The sequence below is a fragment of the Sporomusa rhizae genome (genome assembly GCF_041428845.1).
GTDB lineage: Bacteria > Bacillota > Negativicutes > Sporomusales > Sporomusaceae > Sporomusa > Sporomusa rhizae.
On the sequence record NZ_CP156925.1, the window covers coordinates 4,190,493 to 4,208,887 of the forward strand.

An 18,395-nucleotide genomic window follows, 5' to 3' on the forward strand; every position below is an offset into this window, starting at 1 on the left:
TCCTATTCAGGGATTATCAGTTGTCTCTTTTCCTCTAAAATTGTTTTACCTTTGCTATATTCCTTTATAATCAAGTCCATACTATTGACAATCATAAACATTAAATTATGCTGCAATAACCGATTGCGTTGTACATTTTCCAAAGTTAATTCATTACCAATTTTTTTGACCTGCATAATTGTCGGAACAATAATGGGGGCGAAATAAGATTCAATTGAATCCGCATTAACAATACTTCGGATAATCTTATCACCGCGCTGCATTTTCAGTACAACCTTTTCCAATTGGCGATCGCTGCACCCGTCAATAAGAGTTCTCTCCACGTCAATCAGCATTTCCATATGTTCTGTTGCCGATTTTTGAATTCTCTTTAATAATTTCAAATCATTGGTAAAATTTTTAATCAATTTATCATATTTTTCCAATCTAGTTTCACTTTTATCTTTTACCGACAAGTACTCGACAAGCCGTTTACCAATAGGTTTTTGACAGTATCGGTCAATAGCCTCTTGCAACGTCATGCGCGTTGTGCCTTTAATATAAGCTCCGCCTTCAGTTGCATTAATAACCTGTAAATTGCGGTTACCTACAATCTGCATTTCGTACCATTCTTTAAATATTTTATAAACAAGATGTGATTTCAGCAGATTACCTTCATGGTCTTCCAAATATACGCCTGTGGAATCCCTGTCGTCGTTTTCGCCTTCAAATTCTGTATGTGTCAGATTGCTATGCTTTTTACCACTTGTATAAGCCAGATCCTGTCCGATAAGAATAATTGGATTACAACCAGCCTCTCTGGCTGCCGCAAAGGCTACTGTCGCACAAGAATGACCAAGACTAACATACTCAAACTGTTCGAAGGTTGATGTCCATATTTTTTCAAAGCCTTTATCATTGCGCGCCATAATGACTGTTTTACCTTCATATTCATCATAAATTTTAGGCCATATTGAACCAGGCGCAAGCAGTACCAAGTCTTTAGGAAACTTTCTGTCCTTATAATAAAATGTATAGGTAGGTTCATCTCGTTCAATACTTGCGATGGCATCAGGCTGAACGTCATGCTTTTCGCATGCCCTCATACTGGCATCACAGGCAATAATCAGTGCTTTGTCATTAGCCTCTTTCAAATACTGGATGTTTTTGTCCAAAGATGGCCCCGCAGCTACTATGATAGCCGGAACATCTTTATATTTGCCTTTTAGCTCATCAATGGAATTGCTTCGCATAATAGCATCAGTGTTATAACACATATTTGCAAAACCTACGAACTGGTCGTCTAAAGAATTTCCAAAAGAAATAACGGTATTAAGCATAGTCTTCGAAATATGCTGCAAAGCATTCTTATTTTCGTTGGCATAAACGTAATAGTTTGGCAATGTCAACACCTGAATGTTATGAGCTAAATTGTAAAAATTCAATGCTGCCAGGTATAAGGACATTTTCCCAATTTGCTGCTCATCACCAAAAAGTAAAATAAACTGACCACTCTTAAAAATTTCCGATAAATCAAAATGAGTAAGCACATATTTTAAAACATCTAAATTATGCTCAACAATAACAACTTTGGTAGCTGTTGATATTTGTTTCTTCAGTTCGAATAAATGAAATCCCAGTCCCAGACCAAATACAACGAATAAGTAGTCTTTGGTTTTATTTACACCACAGGCAATGCGCTGTGCTTCTGCAATTGGGTCGTAGCTACTATGCAGCAAAAATTTGTTATTGCCATGACAGAAATAAATATCCCGACTGCCATTGCTAGCAATTTCCTCAACTACACCGCTATCCATTTGCGAAAAATCAAGTTGAAGTAGTTCATTTAATAGGAACGGGGTAGTTTCCGCAATTGTTTCAAGATTCTTTTGTAATATATTTTTTATCATAAATTACTCCTTTTTATAGTGAAAATTCTTTTCAAGCATTTCTCATATCAAAAAATTTTCGTCCTACTAAGACGGAATAACAAGCAAATCTTTTTGAAATCAGAAATACTCACAAGAAAATTTATACAATTTTTACTACATAGTATAAAATGGCTGACCGGTTAAGATCAGCCATCTTGTCAATAATTTGCATCAATCACCCGAGTAATTGGAAAACGCCTTGCGGCTATTGGTTAGCTTGTACCAACATAGCTTGAGAGCCTGGTTGTGTTGGCAAGACACCTTTTTGCTGAGAAATAGTGTGGTATCTCCAACACGAATGCTGATAGCATTGGGTACTGTTAACGACAGCACTAGATTACATTCGTTCTGCGTTAATGACCACTTATTTTTCATTTATAATATCGTAAAACAATAATAATACCTTAAGTAGAAAATAATAACTTTCTTAACATTTCTCCAACATTTATGCTTTTGAGGTATTTAATTAAATATAATTAAAATGGCTGACCAGTAACGGTCAGCCATTTATTATTATTTACAAAACAATTAATTACCGAAGTAATTGGAGAACGCCTTGCGGCTGTTGATTAGCTTGTGCCAACATAGCTTGAGCAGCCTGGTTGAGGATGTTATTCTTCTGGAAGGTAGTCATTTCTTTAGCCATGTCTACGTCACGAATACGAGACTCAGCTGCTGTCAGATTTTCAGAAGAAGTTCCGAGGTTGTTAATGGTATGCTCTAATCTGTTTTGAAGAGCACCCAGTTTGGAACGCTCGGTAGATACTTTTTCAAGTGCGTTATTTACAAAGTAAATAGCGCCATCAGCATTTTTCTGGGTAGTAAGATCTAATGCATTCCCTTTGGTATCTCGAACACCGAGGGCAGTAGAATCCATAGCATTAATACCAATTTTCAGCACTTGGCCTGAATTAGCGCCAATTTGAGCAACTGCTTCTTTATTACCGTTGCTTGCAAGAGCACCTTTTTGTAGTGAGATAGTAATAGTATCCCCGGCACGCATACTAGTAGCATTGGTGATGTTGAAGGTAAGTACTAGATTACCTGTGCCGGAAATAAAGGTTGTACTAATAATTATTTTAGAACCACTTATTGCAACTTTAGCAGGGCCAATATTCCCCAGAACTGTAGATGTTGAAATTACAGCTTTGTTCAAGCCGCTTGTAATAGCAGCTGAGCTAACAACATTGATATGAATTACATCAGTTGCGCCAATTTGCGAAAATTTTGCCATACTTGTTTTTACTTTAACTGATCCATTACCAAAAGTAGATTCAACAGCTCCTGAACCGTTGATCTTATCGTTCGTACCTTTTAAATCACCGTTTAACAGCTTTTTGGTGTTAAACTCAGTAGTGTTGGCAATACGATCAATCTCTTGGGTAAGCTGCTTCATTTCGTCTTGAAGAGCGTTTCTGTCTGTAGTAGTGTTGGTATCTGTGGAAGCTTGAACAGCCAATTCGCGCATCCGCTGGAGGATGCTGTGAGTTTCGTTTAAACCACCTTCAGCTGTTTGAATCATGGAAATGGAATCTTGAGCATTACGGGAAGCTTGATCCAAACCACGGATCTGACCGCGCATTTTTTCAGAGATTGCTAAGCCAGCGGCATCATCACCAGCGCGGTTGATGCGAAGACCCGAAGACAGTTTCTCTAGCGAACTGGTAGTTGCCTTTTGATTGTTACCCATTTGGCGAAGGGTGTTTAAAGCAGACATATTGTGGTTAATAATCATAGTGTTTTTTCCTCCTTGATTTTCATACCTGGCATCCTTGCCCGGCAATTTTATTTTCAGCGCCATCATCACCCGGCCGCGGCAAAGATGGCTACTGAATTTCATTTTTATTATCGTAAAATATTCACAATACCTTAAGCAGTAACTACCAAATTTCTAATATTTTTCCAACATTTTTAGTTGCTATACATTACATTTATTGTAACGAACCTGTGACAAATAAAAATGGCCGACCATTTAAGGTCAGCCATTTATTAATCTTGAACCAATTGAATTACCGGAGTAATTGGAGAACACCTTGCGGTTGTTGGTTAGCTTGTGCCAACATAGCTTGTGCAGCTTGGTTGAGGATATTGTTCTTCTGGAAGGTAGTCATTTCTTTAGCCATGTCTACGTCGCGAATACGGGACTCAGCTGCAGTCAGATTTTCCGAAGAAGTTCCGAGGTTGTTAATGGTATGCTCTAATCTGTTTTGAAGAGCACCCAGTTTGGAACGCTCGGTAGATACTTTTTCAAGTGCGTTATTTACAAAGTAAATAGCGCCATCAGCATTTTTCTGAGTAGTAAGATCTAATGCATTACCCTTGGTATCACGAACGCCAAGAGAACTGGAATCCATAGCGTTAATACCAATTTTCAGAACTTGGCCCGAGTTAGCACCAATTTGTGCAACAGCTTCTTTATTACCGTTGTTGGCAAGAGCACCTTTTTGCAGCGAAATAGTGATGGTATCTCCGGCACGAATGGATTTATCATTAGTCAGGTTTATTACTAACGAAGTTGCAGCACCGCTGCTAAAAGCAGTGGTACTAATGGTAATTTTACCACCAGCTATGGAAATTTTACCAACATTAATGTTGCCAAGTACAGTGGATTTTGAAATGTTAGCTGCTGAAATACCACTTGTGGAAACTTTAGCTGAGCTAATAATATTGATGTGAATAACATCAGTTTGTCCATTAACACCAACACTAATAATATTGCCTAGTTTAACCGACCCGTTACCAAAAGTAGATTCAATGGCTCCCGAACCGTTGATTCTATCGTTAGTGCCTTTCAGATCGCCATTTAAAAGTTTCTTGGTATTAAACTCAGTAGTGTTAGCAATACGGTCAATCTCTTGGGTAAGCTGCTTCATTTCATCTTGAAGAGCGTTTCTATCTGTAGTAGTGTTGGTATCTGTGGAAGCTTGAACAGCAAGTTCGCGCATCCGTTGGAGGATGCTGTGGGTTTCGTTCAAACCACCTTCTGCTGTTTGAATCATGGAGATAGAGTCTTGCGCGTTACGAGAGGCTTGATCCAAACCACGGATCTGACCGCGCATCTTTTCAGAGATAGCTAAACCTGCGGCATCATCACCGGCTCTATTGATGCGAAGACCGGAAGAAAGTTTCTCCAGTGAACCAGTAGTTGCCTTTTGATTGTTACCCATTTGGCGAAGGGTGTTTAAAGCCGACATATTGTGATTAATAATCATTGTAATTTCTCCTCCTTGAATTTCATACCTGGCATCCTTGCCCGGCATTTTTTTATTTCCAGTGCCATCATCACCCGGCCGCGGCGACGGTGATTACTGAGTTTCATCTTTATTATCGTAAATTATTCATAATATCTTAAGCATCCAATACCAATTTTCTAATATTTTTCTAATATTTTTTTTAGTAGCTATACCTTACATTTACTATAGCGAAACTCCTGACAAACAAAAATGGCCGACCAATTAAGGTCAGCCATTCTTAATCTTTTACCAGTCGAATTACCGGAGTAATTGGAGAACGCCTTGCGGTTGTTGGTTAGCTTGTGCCAGCATAGCTTGAGCAGCTTGGTTAAGAATGTTGTTTTTCTGGAAATTAGTCATTTCTTTAGCCATGTCTACGTCGCGAATACGAGACTCAGCTGCAGTAACGTTTTCAGAAGAGGTTCCGAGGTTGTTAATAGTGTGTTCTAATCTGTTTTGAAGAGCACCTAATTTAGAACGCTCGGTAGATACTTTTTCAATCGCATTATTTACAAGGTAAATTGCACCATCAGCATTTTTCTGAGTGGTAAGGTCTAATGCATTACCTTTGGTATCCCGAACGCCAATAGAAGTAGAATCCATAGCGTTAATACCGATTTTCAGAACTTGGCCTGCGTTGGCACCAATCTGAGCAACAGCTGCTTTATTGCCATTGTCAGCAAGAGCACCTTTTTGCATAGAAATTGTGATGGTATCTCCAGCACGAATGTTCTTGTCTTGAGTCAGATTGATAGTTAACGAAGTTGCACCACCGGTAATAGTAGTAGTACTAATAGTAATTTTACCAGCAGCTATGGAAATTTTAGTAATGTTACCGAGAACTGTGGAGGTTGAGATTGTAGCTGCAGAAATACCACTTGTAGAAACTTTAGCTGAGCTAATAATATTGATATGAATAACATCAGTTTTTCCATTAATGGAGATATTACCTATATTGCTCAGTTTAACTGAACCATTACCAAAAGTAGATTCGAGAGCGCCTGATCCATTAATTTGGTTATTAGTGCCTTTTAGATCACCATTCAATAGTTTCTTAGTATTGAACTCAGTAGTGTTGGCAATCCGGTCAATCTCATTGGTCAACTGCTTCATTTCATCTTGCAGCGCGTTTCTGTCAGTAGTAGTGTTAGTATCTGTTGAAGCTTGAACAGCAAGTTCGCGCATCCGTTGGAGAATACTGTGGGTTTCGTTCAGACCGCCTTCAGCTGTTTGGATCATGGAGATCGAGTCTTGAGCGTTACGGGAAGCTTGATCCAAGCCACGGATCTGACCACGCATTTTTTCGGAAATGGCCAACCCAGCAGCATCATCACCGGCTTTGTTGATGCGAAGACCGGAAGACAGTTTTTCTAATGAACTGGTAGTTGCCTTTTGGTTGGTGTCCATTTGGCGTAGAGTGTTCAATGCAGACATGTTGTGATTAATAATCATATGTTTTCTCCTCCATGATTTTTTTCACCGGACATCCTTGCCCGGCAATTTTAATTCAGTAACCCTTTTCGTTCGGCCGATACGATAATTAATTACTGACTTGTTCAATAATATTATCGAATTTTGTCGAAATAACTTAAGTGGTTTTGTAAAAAAAATAGTATTTTTTATATTTTTTGTCGATATTTATCAATTTATGACATTGTTAACTAAAATATGGATCCCAAAATAACATTCATTCAGTAAACTATTTTATCCCACAGGCTTAGTAATACTATCCTTTTAATTGCGAGGTCAACCAGTTGCTTTGTTGATTTATCTTATTTAGAGCTTCTTCCATGGCATTAAATCTATTGTAGTAATTATCTTCCATCTCAGTGAGTCGTTTACCCAGTGTGCTTACCTGATTATTATAATCCCTGATTTCATTAGCCAACGCACTCTTGGTATCATCTGTAATATCGGCTGAATAACCGGCTTCCCTGGCAATTTCCCCCATACCGTTCTTAAGTGAATCACTTAAACGGACAACAATACCTTGTTTGCTACTGGTACTGCCATTTGTATCAAATAAATTATTAATAACATCGGGATCATCTTTAATTGCGTCTTTTAGTTTGTTTTCGTCAATATGAAGTTTACCATTCTCAGAGTAGTCACCTGTAGTTATACCAATTGCCGCAAAGCTGGTATACTTACCGGACAAACCCGAAACAGGACTGCTAACCGCACTGCGCATCTTATCAACAATGTCCCGCAAGACAGAATCATTGTGCAGTAAACCACTTTTGGCCTTTGCTTCCCAAGCTGTAATTTGCGAGTCACTCATTTCTTTCTTCTGATCGTCAGTTAGCGGCAAATAGTCACTATATTTTGCTTCTTTGAGTTTAGAATTAAGCTTGTCTAACATATTGTTGTAGGTATCAACAAACGCCTTTACGTTCGTAAATATTTTGTCATTATCAGGCGCAACTGACACATTTGCTTCGCCTTCACTCGTAAGATTATAGGTAATGCCGGAGATGGTAAAATTATTATTAGACTGTTTTATCTGTACATTATCCAAGGTAATATCAGCATCTTGCCCCTGATTTTGGGCTGGATCAACACAAAGTTTGAGGTTGTTTTGTAAAAAACTCATACCCGCAGCATCACTACCCGTGAAGTCCAGGGTCGTCTTAGCGCCGGTATTTGTTGTTGACAGAAAAAATCGATCCAACGTCGTATCATAATTTGCTTTCACATTAATTCCTGCACTATTAATGTCACTAACTAACTGATATATACTTTTACTGGTGTCAACGGTTATCTCTTTTGATGACCCGCCATTGGCAATTTTTATTGTGAACGTACCGTTTAAAGCAGTAAATTGATCGGCAAGAGTATCTTTGGCGGCCCCGGTAGTAATCGTATCGCTTCCAGCCGGCGGATTGGCATTCGCACCAGCGCTTATCAAAGATACACCTTTTGCCAGTTTATTAACTGTAAGAGAATGAGTAATATTAACCGCATCTGCATTAGCAGTTGCTTGAACGATCTTCTCATCATTGGAAGATACTACTTTGGGAGACACCATACTGCTCATTTTATAATTGAATACTGTCTTCTGAAAATCGCTAACAGCCGTATACATAGTATTATAGTCTGCCTTTTTCCACTCCAGCTGGGTCTTCTTCTGAATCAGACTATCATAACGCATCTGTGGAGATTTCATCATACTTTTGACCATTTGATCAATGTCCATCCCCGACCCGCTAAGGCCGTAAGTTCTTACTGACATTTCATTCCCTCCTCAAATCGCAAGCCTTTTTTGTTTTAACAACAATCCGATATAACTTCTTATTGCCGCAATGTTTCAAGAATCAGCGAGGAAGAACCCCACTTCGGAGAATCTTTTTTTCCTTTACGATCGTGCAATAAGTAGCCACTGACTTGTTCAATAATATTATCGAATTTTGTCGAAATAACTTAATATTAAATGTCGATTTTTTATTTATTTTGTCATTTATTGCTAATATTTATTTTTTTTGTGTAAGGTTTACCAAAAATAATTGAGTCGTATTATATTTGTTACATTTCAATTGTTTCATACTTATAAACATAAAAAGGGCTACCGCCGGCAACCCTTAATTCGTATCTACAGAAAGAAAAACCGGGCAATATGCCCGATTTAATTTAGATATATATTAAATTAGCTTTGACTATCCATTCTCGCACCGGAATATCCCATCCCGAGGCTCTCGTAAGCTTTCGCAATCTGGTTACGATTCTTACTTTTATTATACATGCGCTGTAAATCAGCGGCAATTGCACTGTTCTGCTTATTTATTGCTGCGAGTAATTCCTTGCCTTCCGTTGTTGTTTTATAATCATCCGCAGTTAGATTGGAAACAGCATCCTGTATTTTTTCCCGCTGATTCATGAGTTCTAAAAATAGTTCTAAATCCTGGGTTACAAGTAATTTGGCCATTTCTCTAGTTAAAAATGCATAATCCTGCCAAAGTCTACTGGCTTCCTGCCCCGCTTGCGCTGTAGCTGCCATTATCGAGCAACCGCTGCTCGCTCGATTTTAACTGCTTTCATGGCTTGTACCCAGCCGTCTCGTAGTTCTTGGAGCAGGTTTTTAGCTTCTTCTAACTGAGCAATGTCTTTTTTAAGATTGGCCTGAATTAAGCGATACTCAATGTAGTCATAGAGTTTATTATAACCCTCGGATATTTCATATTGCATATCTAAGGTAAGCATAAATTCGCGCACAATCGCTTGAGCCCGTAAATTGGAATTATGAGCTTTCTGTAAGTCGCTATGTTCAATGGCCTGAATGCTTTCAGCGATAAACCGGATAGCCCCATTATACAGCATAAGAGTCAACTCTTCAGGCGACGCAGTCATAATCTGCTGATGTTTATAGGCATTAGCCATATTGGCAGCGTTCATCTGTAATCCTCCTCAATTCCATAGACTTAGCAAGCTTAGCCCCCTAGTTGCGAAGTTAACCAGCTACTTTGTTTACCTATCTTGCCTAGGGCTACTTCCATGGCATTAAATTTTCTGTAATAATTATCTTCCATCGTAGCAAGCCGTTTACTCAGTGTGTTTATCTGACTATTATAATCTCTGATTTCGTTAGCCAACGTACTTTTGGTATCATCACTAATACCGGCAGAATAACCGGCTTCTCTGCCGATTTTGTCCATAGCTCCTTTAAGCGAATCGTACAAACGGTAAGCAACCCCTTGTGTGCTGCTGGTGCTGCCATTTGCCGTAAATAACTTGTTGATAACATCCGGGTCTTCTTCAATCGCTTTTTTCAGCTTGTTTTCATCATCAATATGGAGTTTGCCACCCTCAGTATAAAGACCTGTAGTTATACCAATTGATGCGAGACTGGTATACTTACCCGACACACCCGAAACAGGGCTGTAAACAGCGTTTCTCATCTGATTAACCGATTGCTGCAATATCGGGTCACGGCGCAGTATTCCGCTTCTGGCCTTTGTTTCCCAAGCCTTGATTTGTGATTCGCTCAATTGTTTCTTTTGTTCGTCAGTTAGCGGCAAATAATCCTTATAGCGATCTTCTTTTAGTTCGGAATTAATCTTGTCTAAGATACCGTTATATGCATCAACAAACGCTTTTACATTTGCAAGAGTTTTAGCATTGTCCGGAGCGACGGCAACATTTGCTTTTCCTTCGCCTTTGAGATTATAAGTAACATCGGAAATGGTAAAAGAATTGTTGGGCTGATTTATCTCAACATTGTCCAAAATAATAGTGGCATCCTGCCCCTTATTTTTTGTAGGATCTACACAAAGTTTAAGATTGTTTTGCAGGAAGTCTTTACCTTTAGCGTCACTGCCCGTGAAATCCAATGTCGTATTAGCGCCGGTGTCGGTTGTTGACAAGAAAAAGCGGTCAAGAGACGCATCATAATTTGCTTTAACATTGATTCCGGCATTATTAATATCACTAACTGCCTGATATATACTTTTGCTGGTATCAATAGTTATTTCTTTTGACAATTTGCCGTTGGCTATTTTTATCTTAAATGTGCCGGTCAAGCCAGTAAATTGATTGGCAAGCGTGTCTTTGCTAGCTCCGGTAGTAATCGTATCGGTAGCTGCAGCCGGACTGGCATTTGCACCTGCACTTGTCAAGGATACGCCCTTTGCTAGTTGTTTAACTTCAAGACTATGGGTAATATTGGCAGCATCCGCATTAGCAGTTGCCTGAATTACTTTCTCATCATTGGAAGAAACACTTTTCGGCGACACCATATTGCTCAATTTATAAGTTGATACTGTATCGCGGAAGCCTTTAATAGTAGTATACATAGTATTAAAGTCTTCCTTTTTCCACTCTACCTTGGTTTTCTTCTGAACCAGGGTATCATAACGAGCCCGTTGCGCTTTCATCATATCTTTGACCATTTGGTCAACATCCATGCCTGATCCACTAAGGCCATATGTTCTTAGTGCCATTTCATTCCCTCCTCGAATCTAAGCCTTTTTGTCTAATAACACACCAATATAATTTCTTATCGCCGCAAGGGTATCTAAGAGCTCGTGCGGCGGGAACTCTTTCAGAACTTTTTGATCCTTGGAATCAACAAGTTGCACGATAAGACGCTGTGTTTCTTCATGTAAGGTAAATCTGAGATCAGCATTTACTAATTGCATGATCTTATTCAAATCTCCCATGGACTTATCAATGTCCCCACGGGACATTTCCTGGGCTTTTACCCCTTGCTGCATATTTTCTTCTTTAGCTAGTTCCGGTTTTATTTCACTATTAACTGCAATATTAGCTGCTTTGACTGGAGTGTAGGTAGAAGAAACATTTATTGAATTACCCGTATTAATATCCATGCTACCACCTCAGCATTACTATTCTATATATGTTATCGGATAAAAAGGAAAAACCTTTAGATTTTTTTGATATATCAAGGCAATTTTATTCCCTTTAGTACATCGATCGCAGACAAGTCGATCGATTTTGCCGACTGTTTATTTTCAGCAACAATCGCATCGTAGATTTCCCCGCGGTAAATTTTCACTTCTTTAGGAGCATCTACACCAATCCGGATGCTGTCACCCTTAATATCTACAATTGTCACAGTAATGTTGTCGCCAATAACGATACGTTCGCCGATTTTACGGGTAAGCGCCAGCATGCTACTTACCCCCTTTTTCTTTTTGTTCCGGAAACCCTTGCGGGAAAAGACGATGACGCACGGTATAGGGGGATTTTTCCAACACAATCTGCATGGCCTGCCGGGTATTCCAGTTTATGATGATGGGCGCTAACAGATTTGCTGTCATTTCTTCCGTTTTTTCGGGAATACGAACAATATTAAAGATTCGCGGCTTATTGTCGTCGGATAAACCTAATTCGGAAGCGATAGCATCATCGAGATGAAAACTATACTCTTTAAAAAAAGCAAACGGTTCAACAATAACAAAGGCCAGGTCAGGTTCGTTAATTGATTGAAGAAAGGCAAAGGGACTTTCCGGCTGGTAGGGAAGGTACGCAAATGTTTTTTCCGCCTGGAAACCAGGAAGAGCATGAGGAAAATGAATAAGTTCACTATCAACAATTTCTATTTGTCCAAAACGAGTAGATTGAATTAGCATGGGTAACCTCCTTTTTTTCGCAAAAGAACATAGCCATATACATAATAAATATTGGGCAGAGATTCGCCCTCTGCCCATACTTAAATACAGGAAGTATTACTATACGCCAACAAAGGCGGTTGATGTTTTGCTTATATTATAACCATTTTATGTCAGATAAACAAGGCTTATTTTTATATATTAATATCTACCGAATTATCGGTTACCCACATTTTTACACTAGGATACTGAGCCATTCGAATATCAACATTAGCGGGTTTGTAGTTCATATCAACGGTGCCTGGAGTAAATTTAACAGTAAGATGCCCCGGTGATGGTTTAAATTTCACTGGATGTGCCGTGTAACGAATAGAGGGAGGCTCTAACCAAGACCATGTGATTTCAGGTTCCGGCGGCAAGGTGGATTCAGCAGCCATAGCCACCATCGGGTCTTCTTTTGATTCTATCTTGGCCATTCTATTACCTTCTTCGGCAATGCGGCCAATACCTTCAAGGGCCGCCTGCCTGCCTAGCTCAGCATAATCCCGTGAAACTTGGCTACAAGTCTTGATGCCATAAGACGCCCGGAATGGATCCCAGTCAATATCCAGTTCCCCTTTAGGCTGGCTGATTTCGACTTTGGCCGGCTCATTTTCCATACTAAGTTGAGGTCGAGTGGTGGATAGGTTCATTTCCGCCCGGGTAGTTGATATACTGATTTTGGCATATTGCTGAGAAATATTGAGGGTGAGCATTGTAATCGCCCCCTACTATTTTAGGAAATCGGCCAGTGAAGGCGGCATGAGTCGGGCACCAATTGATAGTGCAGTACGATATATACTTTCACTTGTTTTGAAATCCACCATCGCTTTAGGTATGTCCAGGTCTTCATTGGCAGACACATCGCCCGTGATAACAACATTATCCCTCTCTAGAAGAGACTGGGCTTGTTCGTACATAGACATCCTGGCACCTATCTCCGTTTGGGTGTTGAGAATTTGATCATGCACTTTATCTACTAAATCCATGCCGACATTCGATAACCATTTCAAGTTGGAGCTGCAGGAGGCTCCCCCATCAGCAGTGGTCGGAATAGTGTATGTATCACCTTTTGCCGTATTAGGTGAACTGGCTACATTATATACAACGGCGGACGTCTTATTTAAAGTGCCGGCAGGAAAGGTAATTTGCCCCGTCGCGTCAATCGCCGCATTATTCCACGTTTCTCCGCCGTCAATTGAATAGGATACAGGACTTTGCGGCAATCCACCGGCAACATTATCGATTTTTAAAATAAATGCCTTGTCGGGGCTACCAGGACTACCACTGTCTAACGTTAACTGTCCACCGGTAGGATTGCTTTGACTCTGTTTTCCTTCCAAAGATCTTTTTATCGCTAACAGGTTATTAAACAAGTCAGCTGTTTTGAGCTGAGTACCATCCTTAGTAGTGACCGTCTTGAGTGAGCCAAAGACTTCTTCGCCGGTAAGGTTAACACTGTCTTGTGAAGGGGTCATACTCCCCGGTTGGATACGCATTGATATTTTGTTACTGTCACCAGAGTAAGTAACCGTTTCGATTTTATTTCCATTGGCATCTTCCAAAATTTCGCGCTTAAATGGTTCCGTTTTGTCCTTCTGTCCCGCAAATATATATCTGTCGCCAATTCTGGTATTGCCGATCTGTACCATTTGGTTAATGATACCATCAAGTTCCTTCGCAATTGCATCCAACGCCATGTTAGGATTAGGAGCGATTGCGTTAGTGACAAGTTCTTTCGCTTTAATAGTGAGCGAACTCAAATCACTCATTGCCCCGTCAGTTGTTTCCATCCAGGACAAAGCATCTTTAACATTTTGTGTATATTGTTCATTTTCTCTTAGATTAATATTAAATCTAAGACTCCTGATGGTTTTAACAGGGTCATCGGACGGACGATGCAGGTCCTTTCCGTCAGCTAGTTTTTCCTGCAGGTTATTTTGCCGTTCCAATGCACTATTTAAACTTGTCATGAAGTTGTAGCTCAACATGTTTGTGCTTACGCGCATTTTTTCAGTCCCTACCTTCCTACAGCGCCTGTGCCATTAATTAATTTATCAAGCATTTCGTCCATCGCGGTCAAAATCCTGGCGGCGGAATTATACCCTTTCTGAAAGCGAATCATGTCACTCAAGTCTTCATCAAGATTAACGCCTGATACCGAGGACCGCCAGTTAGTGATCTGATTTACTAATGTCGTCTGGTTTGTTTTCAAACGACCGATATTTTGCGTCTGTACACCAAGAGCGCCAATCACAGAGCCATAAAAGGTATCCAGGGAAGAACTTTCCAGTGTAGCTGAAATATCTTGTTTTAACCGGTTGTACATATTAGTGGCATTATCACCGGCCGCATTGTTTTGCGCTTCTTTGAGAGTGGTAAAGGTATACGTACAGGCCGTACCTTTTGTATTTTTCGTATCTACGGTAATAGATAAAGAACCTAGACTAATTTTTGTGGTTCCGTTTGCCGATTCGGAAAATGGTGGTGTTACGTTGATAGCCCCACTATCTACCCCTTTACTATCTTTATAACTGTAGCTAACATTAGAGATGGTTCCATCAGCATTTCTATTTACTGTAACCGTATAATTAGCAGGCAAGGATACTCCGGCAGGGTAGTCCCCGCCAAGTCTAATCTTAGGAGCAGAAGGATCGCTCTGCGATACCGTCAAACTTCCCACCTTCGTCTTAGCAGCAATATGGTTTAAACCATTAACTGAATTAAACATATCCTCATTAACCCGTAATTGATCGATCCAGTCTTTTGCTGTCGGCTCATGTCCGAATAGTGCAGTAAAATTGGTGGAATTGCTATAGTCAGTATTGTCTACAGCCGGGGGGTTTGGCTTACTAACACCGAAAAAGTTATATCCAGTATCATCATCACTTAACCCGTATCCATCCCGGTGCACAGAGTTAAACTCCTGCAGCAAAAATTGACTCATTTTGGACAACTTGTTCAAATAGGCTTTGGCGCTAATGTCACTTTCCCGTGAATTACCTGTAGTGCTGTCAGCCGTTTTATCCCGTGAGTCGATAAGTCCCTTGATTTCACCATCGGTAAAGTTGATGGGCGGTTTAGTGTCATCCTTTTGATCCTGCTCAGTATAAATGTTTACTACCTCATACCCATAATCAGGATCCTTTTTTGATTTTGTCACAAGCTTAGTTATATTATTGGCGTCCACCAACGTAACGCCAGAAGATTGAACTGTATATGTACCATTTTTTTCTTCCGTTACCCGTACATTCATCATTTTTGATAATTGGTCAACAAGGAGATCCCGCCGGTCGCGAAGATCATTCGCATGATCAGTACCGCTGGCTTCTACTTGCATTATCTGTTTGTTTAGAGAAAGCATCTCTGAGGTTATTTGATTAACAGTATCAACCCGAATTTTAAGAACTGAATTAATATCAGAAACCATATTCTGCAATTGGGTGCTGGCATGTTGAATAGCATCAACCAGCTCAACGCCACGCTCCCGCACAACTTTCCGGGCACCATTATTCGAGCCGTCTTCCGCCAGACTGTTCCAGGACTTCCAAAAGCTATCCAGCACACTCTGCATACCGGTATCTGTATTCGGATCGCTAAACACGCCTTGAATTTTATTTAAGTTGCCCAGCAAGGTCTCCCCGTAACCTAACGTGGATGACTCTTTCCACATTTGTTGATCCATAAATGTGTCTCTAATCCGGGTAATAGACTGACCAAGAACACCGGTACCAATTTGCGATCTGCCTGCACCGGTGTAGATCGATTGGGGATAAGAAGTAACAAGGTTAACCCTCTGCCGGGAGTAGCCGTCTGTATTAGCATTGGCAACATTATGTCCCACTGTATCAAGAGACAGTTTTTGGGCGGCAAGCCCTAATACCACTGTATTCAAACCAGCAAATGTTGATCTCATTTTACGCCTCCGTTACATATGTTACGAATATCATACTGTCATACCTTAGTATCTAAAAGTGAACGTCCTGGCCGGGTCGTTTCGGGTTGGCCCTTTGGCGCATAAGTGGATTCTGCCGTAGCCTGACTCAGAACATTGATGTTATAGTTCACAAATTCCAAGGATTGCTGGATTAGTTTTTCGTTCAGCTCATTAAGCTGTGTAAGTTCACCCGCCAACCCGGAAAATTGTTGGCCGATCTTCTTTAACTCAGCGGCAGTATCACTGTCAGCATGTTCAACAAGTTCCGATAATACGGCCCGTTCAGGAGCTATACCCAATGCTGCCGCAAGTTCCTGTATGGTTGAAAGCCTCAGCTTTTCCAACTTACCTGCCTCAATAATAAACCTTTCTTCTTGTTTAGTAAGCAGTTCAAGTTCCTGCGGCTTAGCCTCTACCAGGATTTCACGTTTTTTCCGGCTTAATTGTAAAAGCGCCTGATATATTTGGAGAGTATGGTTCAAAAGAATAACTAGTTTTTCCCACATAGCTGCCACTCAAAACAGCCTCCTTTTCTAGTACAGACGCTCGTTCTTAGAATAAGCAATAATTCTTTCTGCAAGTTCCCGCGAGTCCACTTTATACTCGCCGTTAGCTATCTTTTCGGACAGTTCTTTTACTTTGGATTCCCGAACTTCAGACATTCCCCGTAATGCCCGAAGATGCGGACTGACTTCTTGCGCATGACTCGATAAGATGACTTCGTCCGGGCGCTGGGCCGAACTCAAACTCTGCATTTTTGAACTTTTCGATACTTTGGTTTGTTCACCATAAGCTTTAGTAATGTTTGGGATATTTTTTATATTCATAATGAGCACCTCACAACTCGGGAATTCCTATTTATAATATCGGCAAAAATGGCGGGGTTATTAATCCCCGCCACAAGCAATTAGGTTAAATTATCTGTTTGTATCTTATTATTTCGGCATATTGCTCAATATATCAACGTTATTTATCATCCAATGCTTTTCCATACATACGGGAGCGTATTTTTTTGGAGATGTCTAATTCGTTTCGTTCATGCTCCGCGTGTATCTCATCCATCTTAATTTGATCTAGAATATTTCTACTGCATTGAGTACACAGGCGACCTTCTTCAATAAGCGTGCCACAGGTTTCGCACGGGTAGGAAATGGTACTGCCCATAATCCGACCGCTGCGAAGCAAGCGTAAGATGATTTTGTGTTTAACCCCGGTTGCCTCGTGAATTTCTTCCAAGGTAGCTTTGTCTACGTCACGTAAATATTCCACTACTTTCTCCGCATCATCTTCTTGCTTGCGGTAGCACTCCGGACAAACCCTAGCCGCGTTTTCCACGTAAAGTTTGCCACATTCAGGACAATTAGCTAATCCCATGAGCTGCCCTCCTTTTAATCTGTAAATTCATTATATATTATTTCTTCGCACTAGCCTAGCTAGGCCTTAAGACTCATTTATAAAAAATTATACATTTTTTTTAAAAAATCAAGCAGGATAATGACGATTTATGGCTAATTAAAAATATTGCTTATTTTGTAGGTTTTTAGCCCTTAATGAGATAGTTATAGTTATTATGGAAACCAAACAACTGGTCTCCTATGAAAGGCAGTTTATCGTGAATATGCTAACGCTGATGCAGGACCCTGAAGTTTATGCCGGCACCGAAACGGTTCACGGTATAATCGCCAATTTTTTGCAGCTTATTCAACTAAAAAATGCCAAACTTTTTTTGCACAGCCATCAAGTAGCCAATTATGCGGTTAGTGTTGCCGCAAAAATGCGGTTACCCCGGGAAGAAATTGAGCGTATCCGTTTAGCGGCGCTCTTGCATGATGTAGGTCATCTCACAGTGCCTAATCAGGTACTGGCGAAAGTACCTTATCTATCTACCCGTGAGATGAGTGTGTTTAAAAATCATTGTAACGCCGGCAGCTGCATGTTAGAAAACATCCCGTCCTGCCAGGAGCTTATTCCGTATATCCGTTTTCACCATGAACGTTTTGACGGAACAGGTTATCCCAAGCGGTTAAAAGGCGTAAACATCCCGCTCGGTGCACGCATTATCGCCGTAGCCAATTACTATGACCGGTTTATCAATCCCTGCACGCAAAACTGGGTAAAAACAAAGGACGAGGCCGTTCGGGAACTTCTCAGTCTTTCCGGCATGGCATTCGATCCCGAGGTAGTCCGGGCCTTCATTGATGCCTTAGGATAA

The 18,395-nt window shown here is 40.4% G+C and carries 18 protein-coding genes; 1 reads left to right on the top strand and 17 read right to left on the bottom strand.

From position 1 onward, the window contains the following. Positions 1-2 precede the first annotated feature (2 nt). The 17 genes from SRRS_RS19810 to SRRS_RS19890 all read right to left on the bottom strand — a co-directional run bounded on the left by SRRS_RS19810 (position 3) and on the right by SRRS_RS19890 (position 17,557). On the bottom strand, positions 3-1,889 hold the full coding sequence (locus SRRS_RS19810) for a motility associated factor glycosyltransferase family protein (RefSeq protein WP_371362968.1): 1,887 nt from the start codon (positions 1,887-1,889) through the stop codon (positions 3-5). Between the two features lie 553 nt (positions 1,890-2,442). Continuing rightward, positions 2,443-3,750, bottom strand: coding sequence for a flagellin (locus tag SRRS_RS19815; RefSeq protein WP_371362970.1), 1,308 nt, complete (start codon positions 3,748-3,750; stop codon positions 2,443-2,445). A gap of 169 nt (positions 3,751-3,919) precedes the next feature. Next, positions 3,920-5,122, bottom strand: a complete 1,203-nt coding sequence (locus SRRS_RS19820) for a flagellin (protein WP_371362972.1) — start codon at positions 5,120-5,122, stop codon at positions 3,920-3,922. 279 nt (positions 5,123-5,401) lie between these two features. Continuing rightward, positions 5,402-6,577 carry a flagellin gene (locus SRRS_RS19825; RefSeq protein WP_371362974.1) on the bottom strand — a complete coding sequence of 392 codons (1,176 nt, stop codon included), beginning with the start codon at positions 6,575-6,577 and terminating at the stop codon, positions 5,402-5,404. Between the two features lie 292 nt (positions 6,578-6,869). Beyond that, a complete protein-coding gene (fliD, locus tag SRRS_RS19830) occupies positions 6,870-8,375 on the bottom strand; it encodes a flagellar filament capping protein FliD (protein WP_371362975.1) in 1,506 nt (501 codons plus the stop codon). Between the two features lie 411 nt (positions 8,376-8,786). After that, positions 8,787-9,137 (bottom strand): hypothetical protein, encoded by a 351-nt coding sequence (locus SRRS_RS19835; protein ID WP_371362977.1) that lies wholly within the window; start codon positions 9,135-9,137, stop codon positions 8,787-8,789. Then, the gene (fliS, locus tag SRRS_RS19840; RefSeq protein WP_371362979.1) at positions 9,137-9,532 is read right to left on the bottom strand and encodes a flagellar export chaperone FliS; all 396 of its coding nucleotides are present in this window, start codon (positions 9,530-9,532) and stop codon (positions 9,137-9,139) included. Before fliS ends, SRRS_RS19835 begins: the two co-directional genes overlap by 1 nt. A 35-nt stretch (positions 9,533-9,567) precedes the next feature. Next, positions 9,568-11,076, bottom strand: a complete 1,509-nt coding sequence (fliD, locus tag SRRS_RS19845; RefSeq protein ID WP_371362981.1) for a flagellar filament capping protein FliD — start codon at positions 11,074-11,076, stop codon at positions 9,568-9,570. 18 nt (positions 11,077-11,094) lie between these two features. Beyond that, the gene (locus tag SRRS_RS19850; protein ID WP_371362983.1) at positions 11,095-11,463 is read right to left on the bottom strand and encodes a flagellar protein FlaG; all 369 of its coding nucleotides are present in this window, start codon (positions 11,461-11,463) and stop codon (positions 11,095-11,097) included. A 74-nt stretch (positions 11,464-11,537) separates the two neighbouring features. Next, positions 11,538-11,768, bottom strand: a complete 231-nt coding sequence (gene csrA, locus SRRS_RS19855) for a carbon storage regulator CsrA (protein WP_371362984.1) — start codon at positions 11,766-11,768, stop codon at positions 11,538-11,540. Position 11,769: 1 nt separating this feature from the next. After that, positions 11,770-12,228, bottom strand: a complete 459-nt coding sequence (gene fliW, locus SRRS_RS19860) for a flagellar assembly protein FliW (RefSeq protein ID WP_371362985.1) — start codon at positions 12,226-12,228, stop codon at positions 11,770-11,772. Positions 12,229-12,401: 173 nt separating this feature from the next. Beyond that, complete coding sequence (locus SRRS_RS19865) at positions 12,402-12,962, bottom strand: DUF6470 family protein (protein ID WP_371362987.1); 561 nt, start codon at positions 12,960-12,962, stop codon at positions 12,402-12,404. Positions 12,963-12,977: 15 nt separating this feature from the next. Next, positions 12,978-14,255 carry a flagellar hook-associated protein FlgL gene (flgL, locus tag SRRS_RS19870; protein WP_371362988.1) on the bottom strand — a complete coding sequence of 426 codons (1,278 nt, stop codon included), beginning with the start codon at positions 14,253-14,255 and terminating at the stop codon, positions 12,978-12,980. Positions 14,256-14,266: 11 nt separating this feature from the next. Beyond that, positions 14,267-16,162, bottom strand: coding sequence for a flagellar hook-associated protein FlgK (gene flgK / locus SRRS_RS19875; protein ID WP_371362990.1), 1,896 nt, complete (start codon positions 16,160-16,162; stop codon positions 14,267-14,269). Positions 16,163-16,200: 38 nt separating this feature from the next. Then, positions 16,201-16,689 carry a flagellar protein FlgN gene (locus SRRS_RS19880; RefSeq protein ID WP_371369892.1) on the bottom strand — a complete coding sequence of 163 codons (489 nt, stop codon included), beginning with the start codon at positions 16,687-16,689 and terminating at the stop codon, positions 16,201-16,203. Positions 16,690-16,716: 27 nt separating this feature from the next. After that, a complete protein-coding gene (flgM, locus tag SRRS_RS19885) occupies positions 16,717-17,010 on the bottom strand; it encodes a flagellar biosynthesis anti-sigma factor FlgM (RefSeq protein WP_371362991.1) in 294 nt (97 codons plus the stop codon). 139 nt (positions 17,011-17,149) lie between these two features. Continuing rightward, positions 17,150-17,557 carry a flagellar protein gene (locus SRRS_RS19890; RefSeq protein ID WP_371362992.1) on the bottom strand — a complete coding sequence of 136 codons (408 nt, stop codon included), beginning with the start codon at positions 17,555-17,557 and terminating at the stop codon, positions 17,150-17,152. 238 nt (positions 17,558-17,795) lie between these two features. Between SRRS_RS19890 and SRRS_RS19895 the strand changes: the two genes are divergently transcribed. Next, positions 17,796-18,395: an HD-GYP domain-containing protein gene (locus SRRS_RS19895; protein WP_371369894.1), complete on the top strand. Its 600-nt coding sequence runs from the start codon at positions 17,796-17,798 to the stop codon at positions 18,393-18,395.

Bases quoted from the DNA above. Each gene is read 5' to 3' on its own strand.
- SRRS_RS19820 (WP_371362972.1), bottom strand. From the start codon at position 5,122: ATGATTATTAATCACAATATGTCGGCTTTAAACACCCTTCGCCAAATG.
- fliD (WP_371362981.1), bottom strand. From the start codon at position 11,076: ATGGCACTAAGAACATATGGCCTTAGTGGATCAGGCATGGATGTTGAC.
- SRRS_RS19815 (WP_371362970.1), bottom strand. From the start codon at position 3,750: ATGAAATTCAGTAGCCATCTTTGCCGCGGCCGGGTGATGATGGCGCTG.
- csrA (WP_371362984.1), bottom strand. From the start codon at position 11,768: ATGCTGGCGCTTACCCGTAAAATCGGCGAACGTATCGTTATTGGCGAC.
- SRRS_RS19835 (WP_371362977.1), bottom strand. From the start codon at position 9,137: ATGGCAGCTACAGCGCAAGCGGGGCAGGAAGCCAGTAGACTTTGGCAG.
- fliS (WP_371362979.1), bottom strand. From the start codon at position 9,532: ATGAACGCTGCCAATATGGCTAATGCCTATAAACATCAGCAGATTATG.
- flgM (WP_371362991.1), bottom strand. From the start codon at position 17,010: ATGAATATAAAAAATATCCCAAACATTACTAAAGCTTATGGTGAACAA.
- SRRS_RS19825 (WP_371362974.1), bottom strand. From the start codon at position 6,577: ATGTCTGCATTGAACACTCTACGCCAAATGGACACCAACCAAAAGGCA.
- fliD (WP_371362975.1), bottom strand. From the start codon at position 8,375: ATGTCAGTAAGAACTTACGGCCTTAGCGGGTCGGGGATGGACATTGAT.
- fliW (WP_371362985.1), bottom strand. From the start codon at position 12,228: ATGCTAATTCAATCTACTCGTTTTGGACAAATAGAAATTGTTGATAGT.
- SRRS_RS19865 (WP_371362987.1), bottom strand. From the start codon at position 12,962: ATGCTCACCCTCAATATTTCTCAGCAATATGCCAAAATCAGTATATCA.
- SRRS_RS19810 (WP_371362968.1), bottom strand. From the start codon at position 1,889: ATGATAAAAAATATATTACAAAAGAATCTTGAAACAATTGCGGAAACT.
- flgL (WP_371362988.1), bottom strand. From the start codon at position 14,255: ATGCGCGTAAGCACAAACATGTTGAGCTACAACTTCATGACAAGTTTA.
- SRRS_RS19880 (WP_371369892.1), bottom strand. From the start codon at position 16,689: ATGTGGGAAAAACTAGTTATTCTTTTGAACCATACTCTCCAAATATAT.
- SRRS_RS19890 (WP_371362992.1), bottom strand. From the start codon at position 17,557: ATGGGATTAGCTAATTGTCCTGAATGTGGCAAACTTTACGTGGAAAAC.
- flgK (WP_371362990.1), bottom strand. From the start codon at position 16,162: ATGAGATCAACATTTGCTGGTTTGAATACAGTGGTATTAGGGCTTGCC.
- SRRS_RS19850 (WP_371362983.1), bottom strand. From the start codon at position 11,463: ATGGATATTAATACGGGTAATTCAATAAATGTTTCTTCTACCTACACT.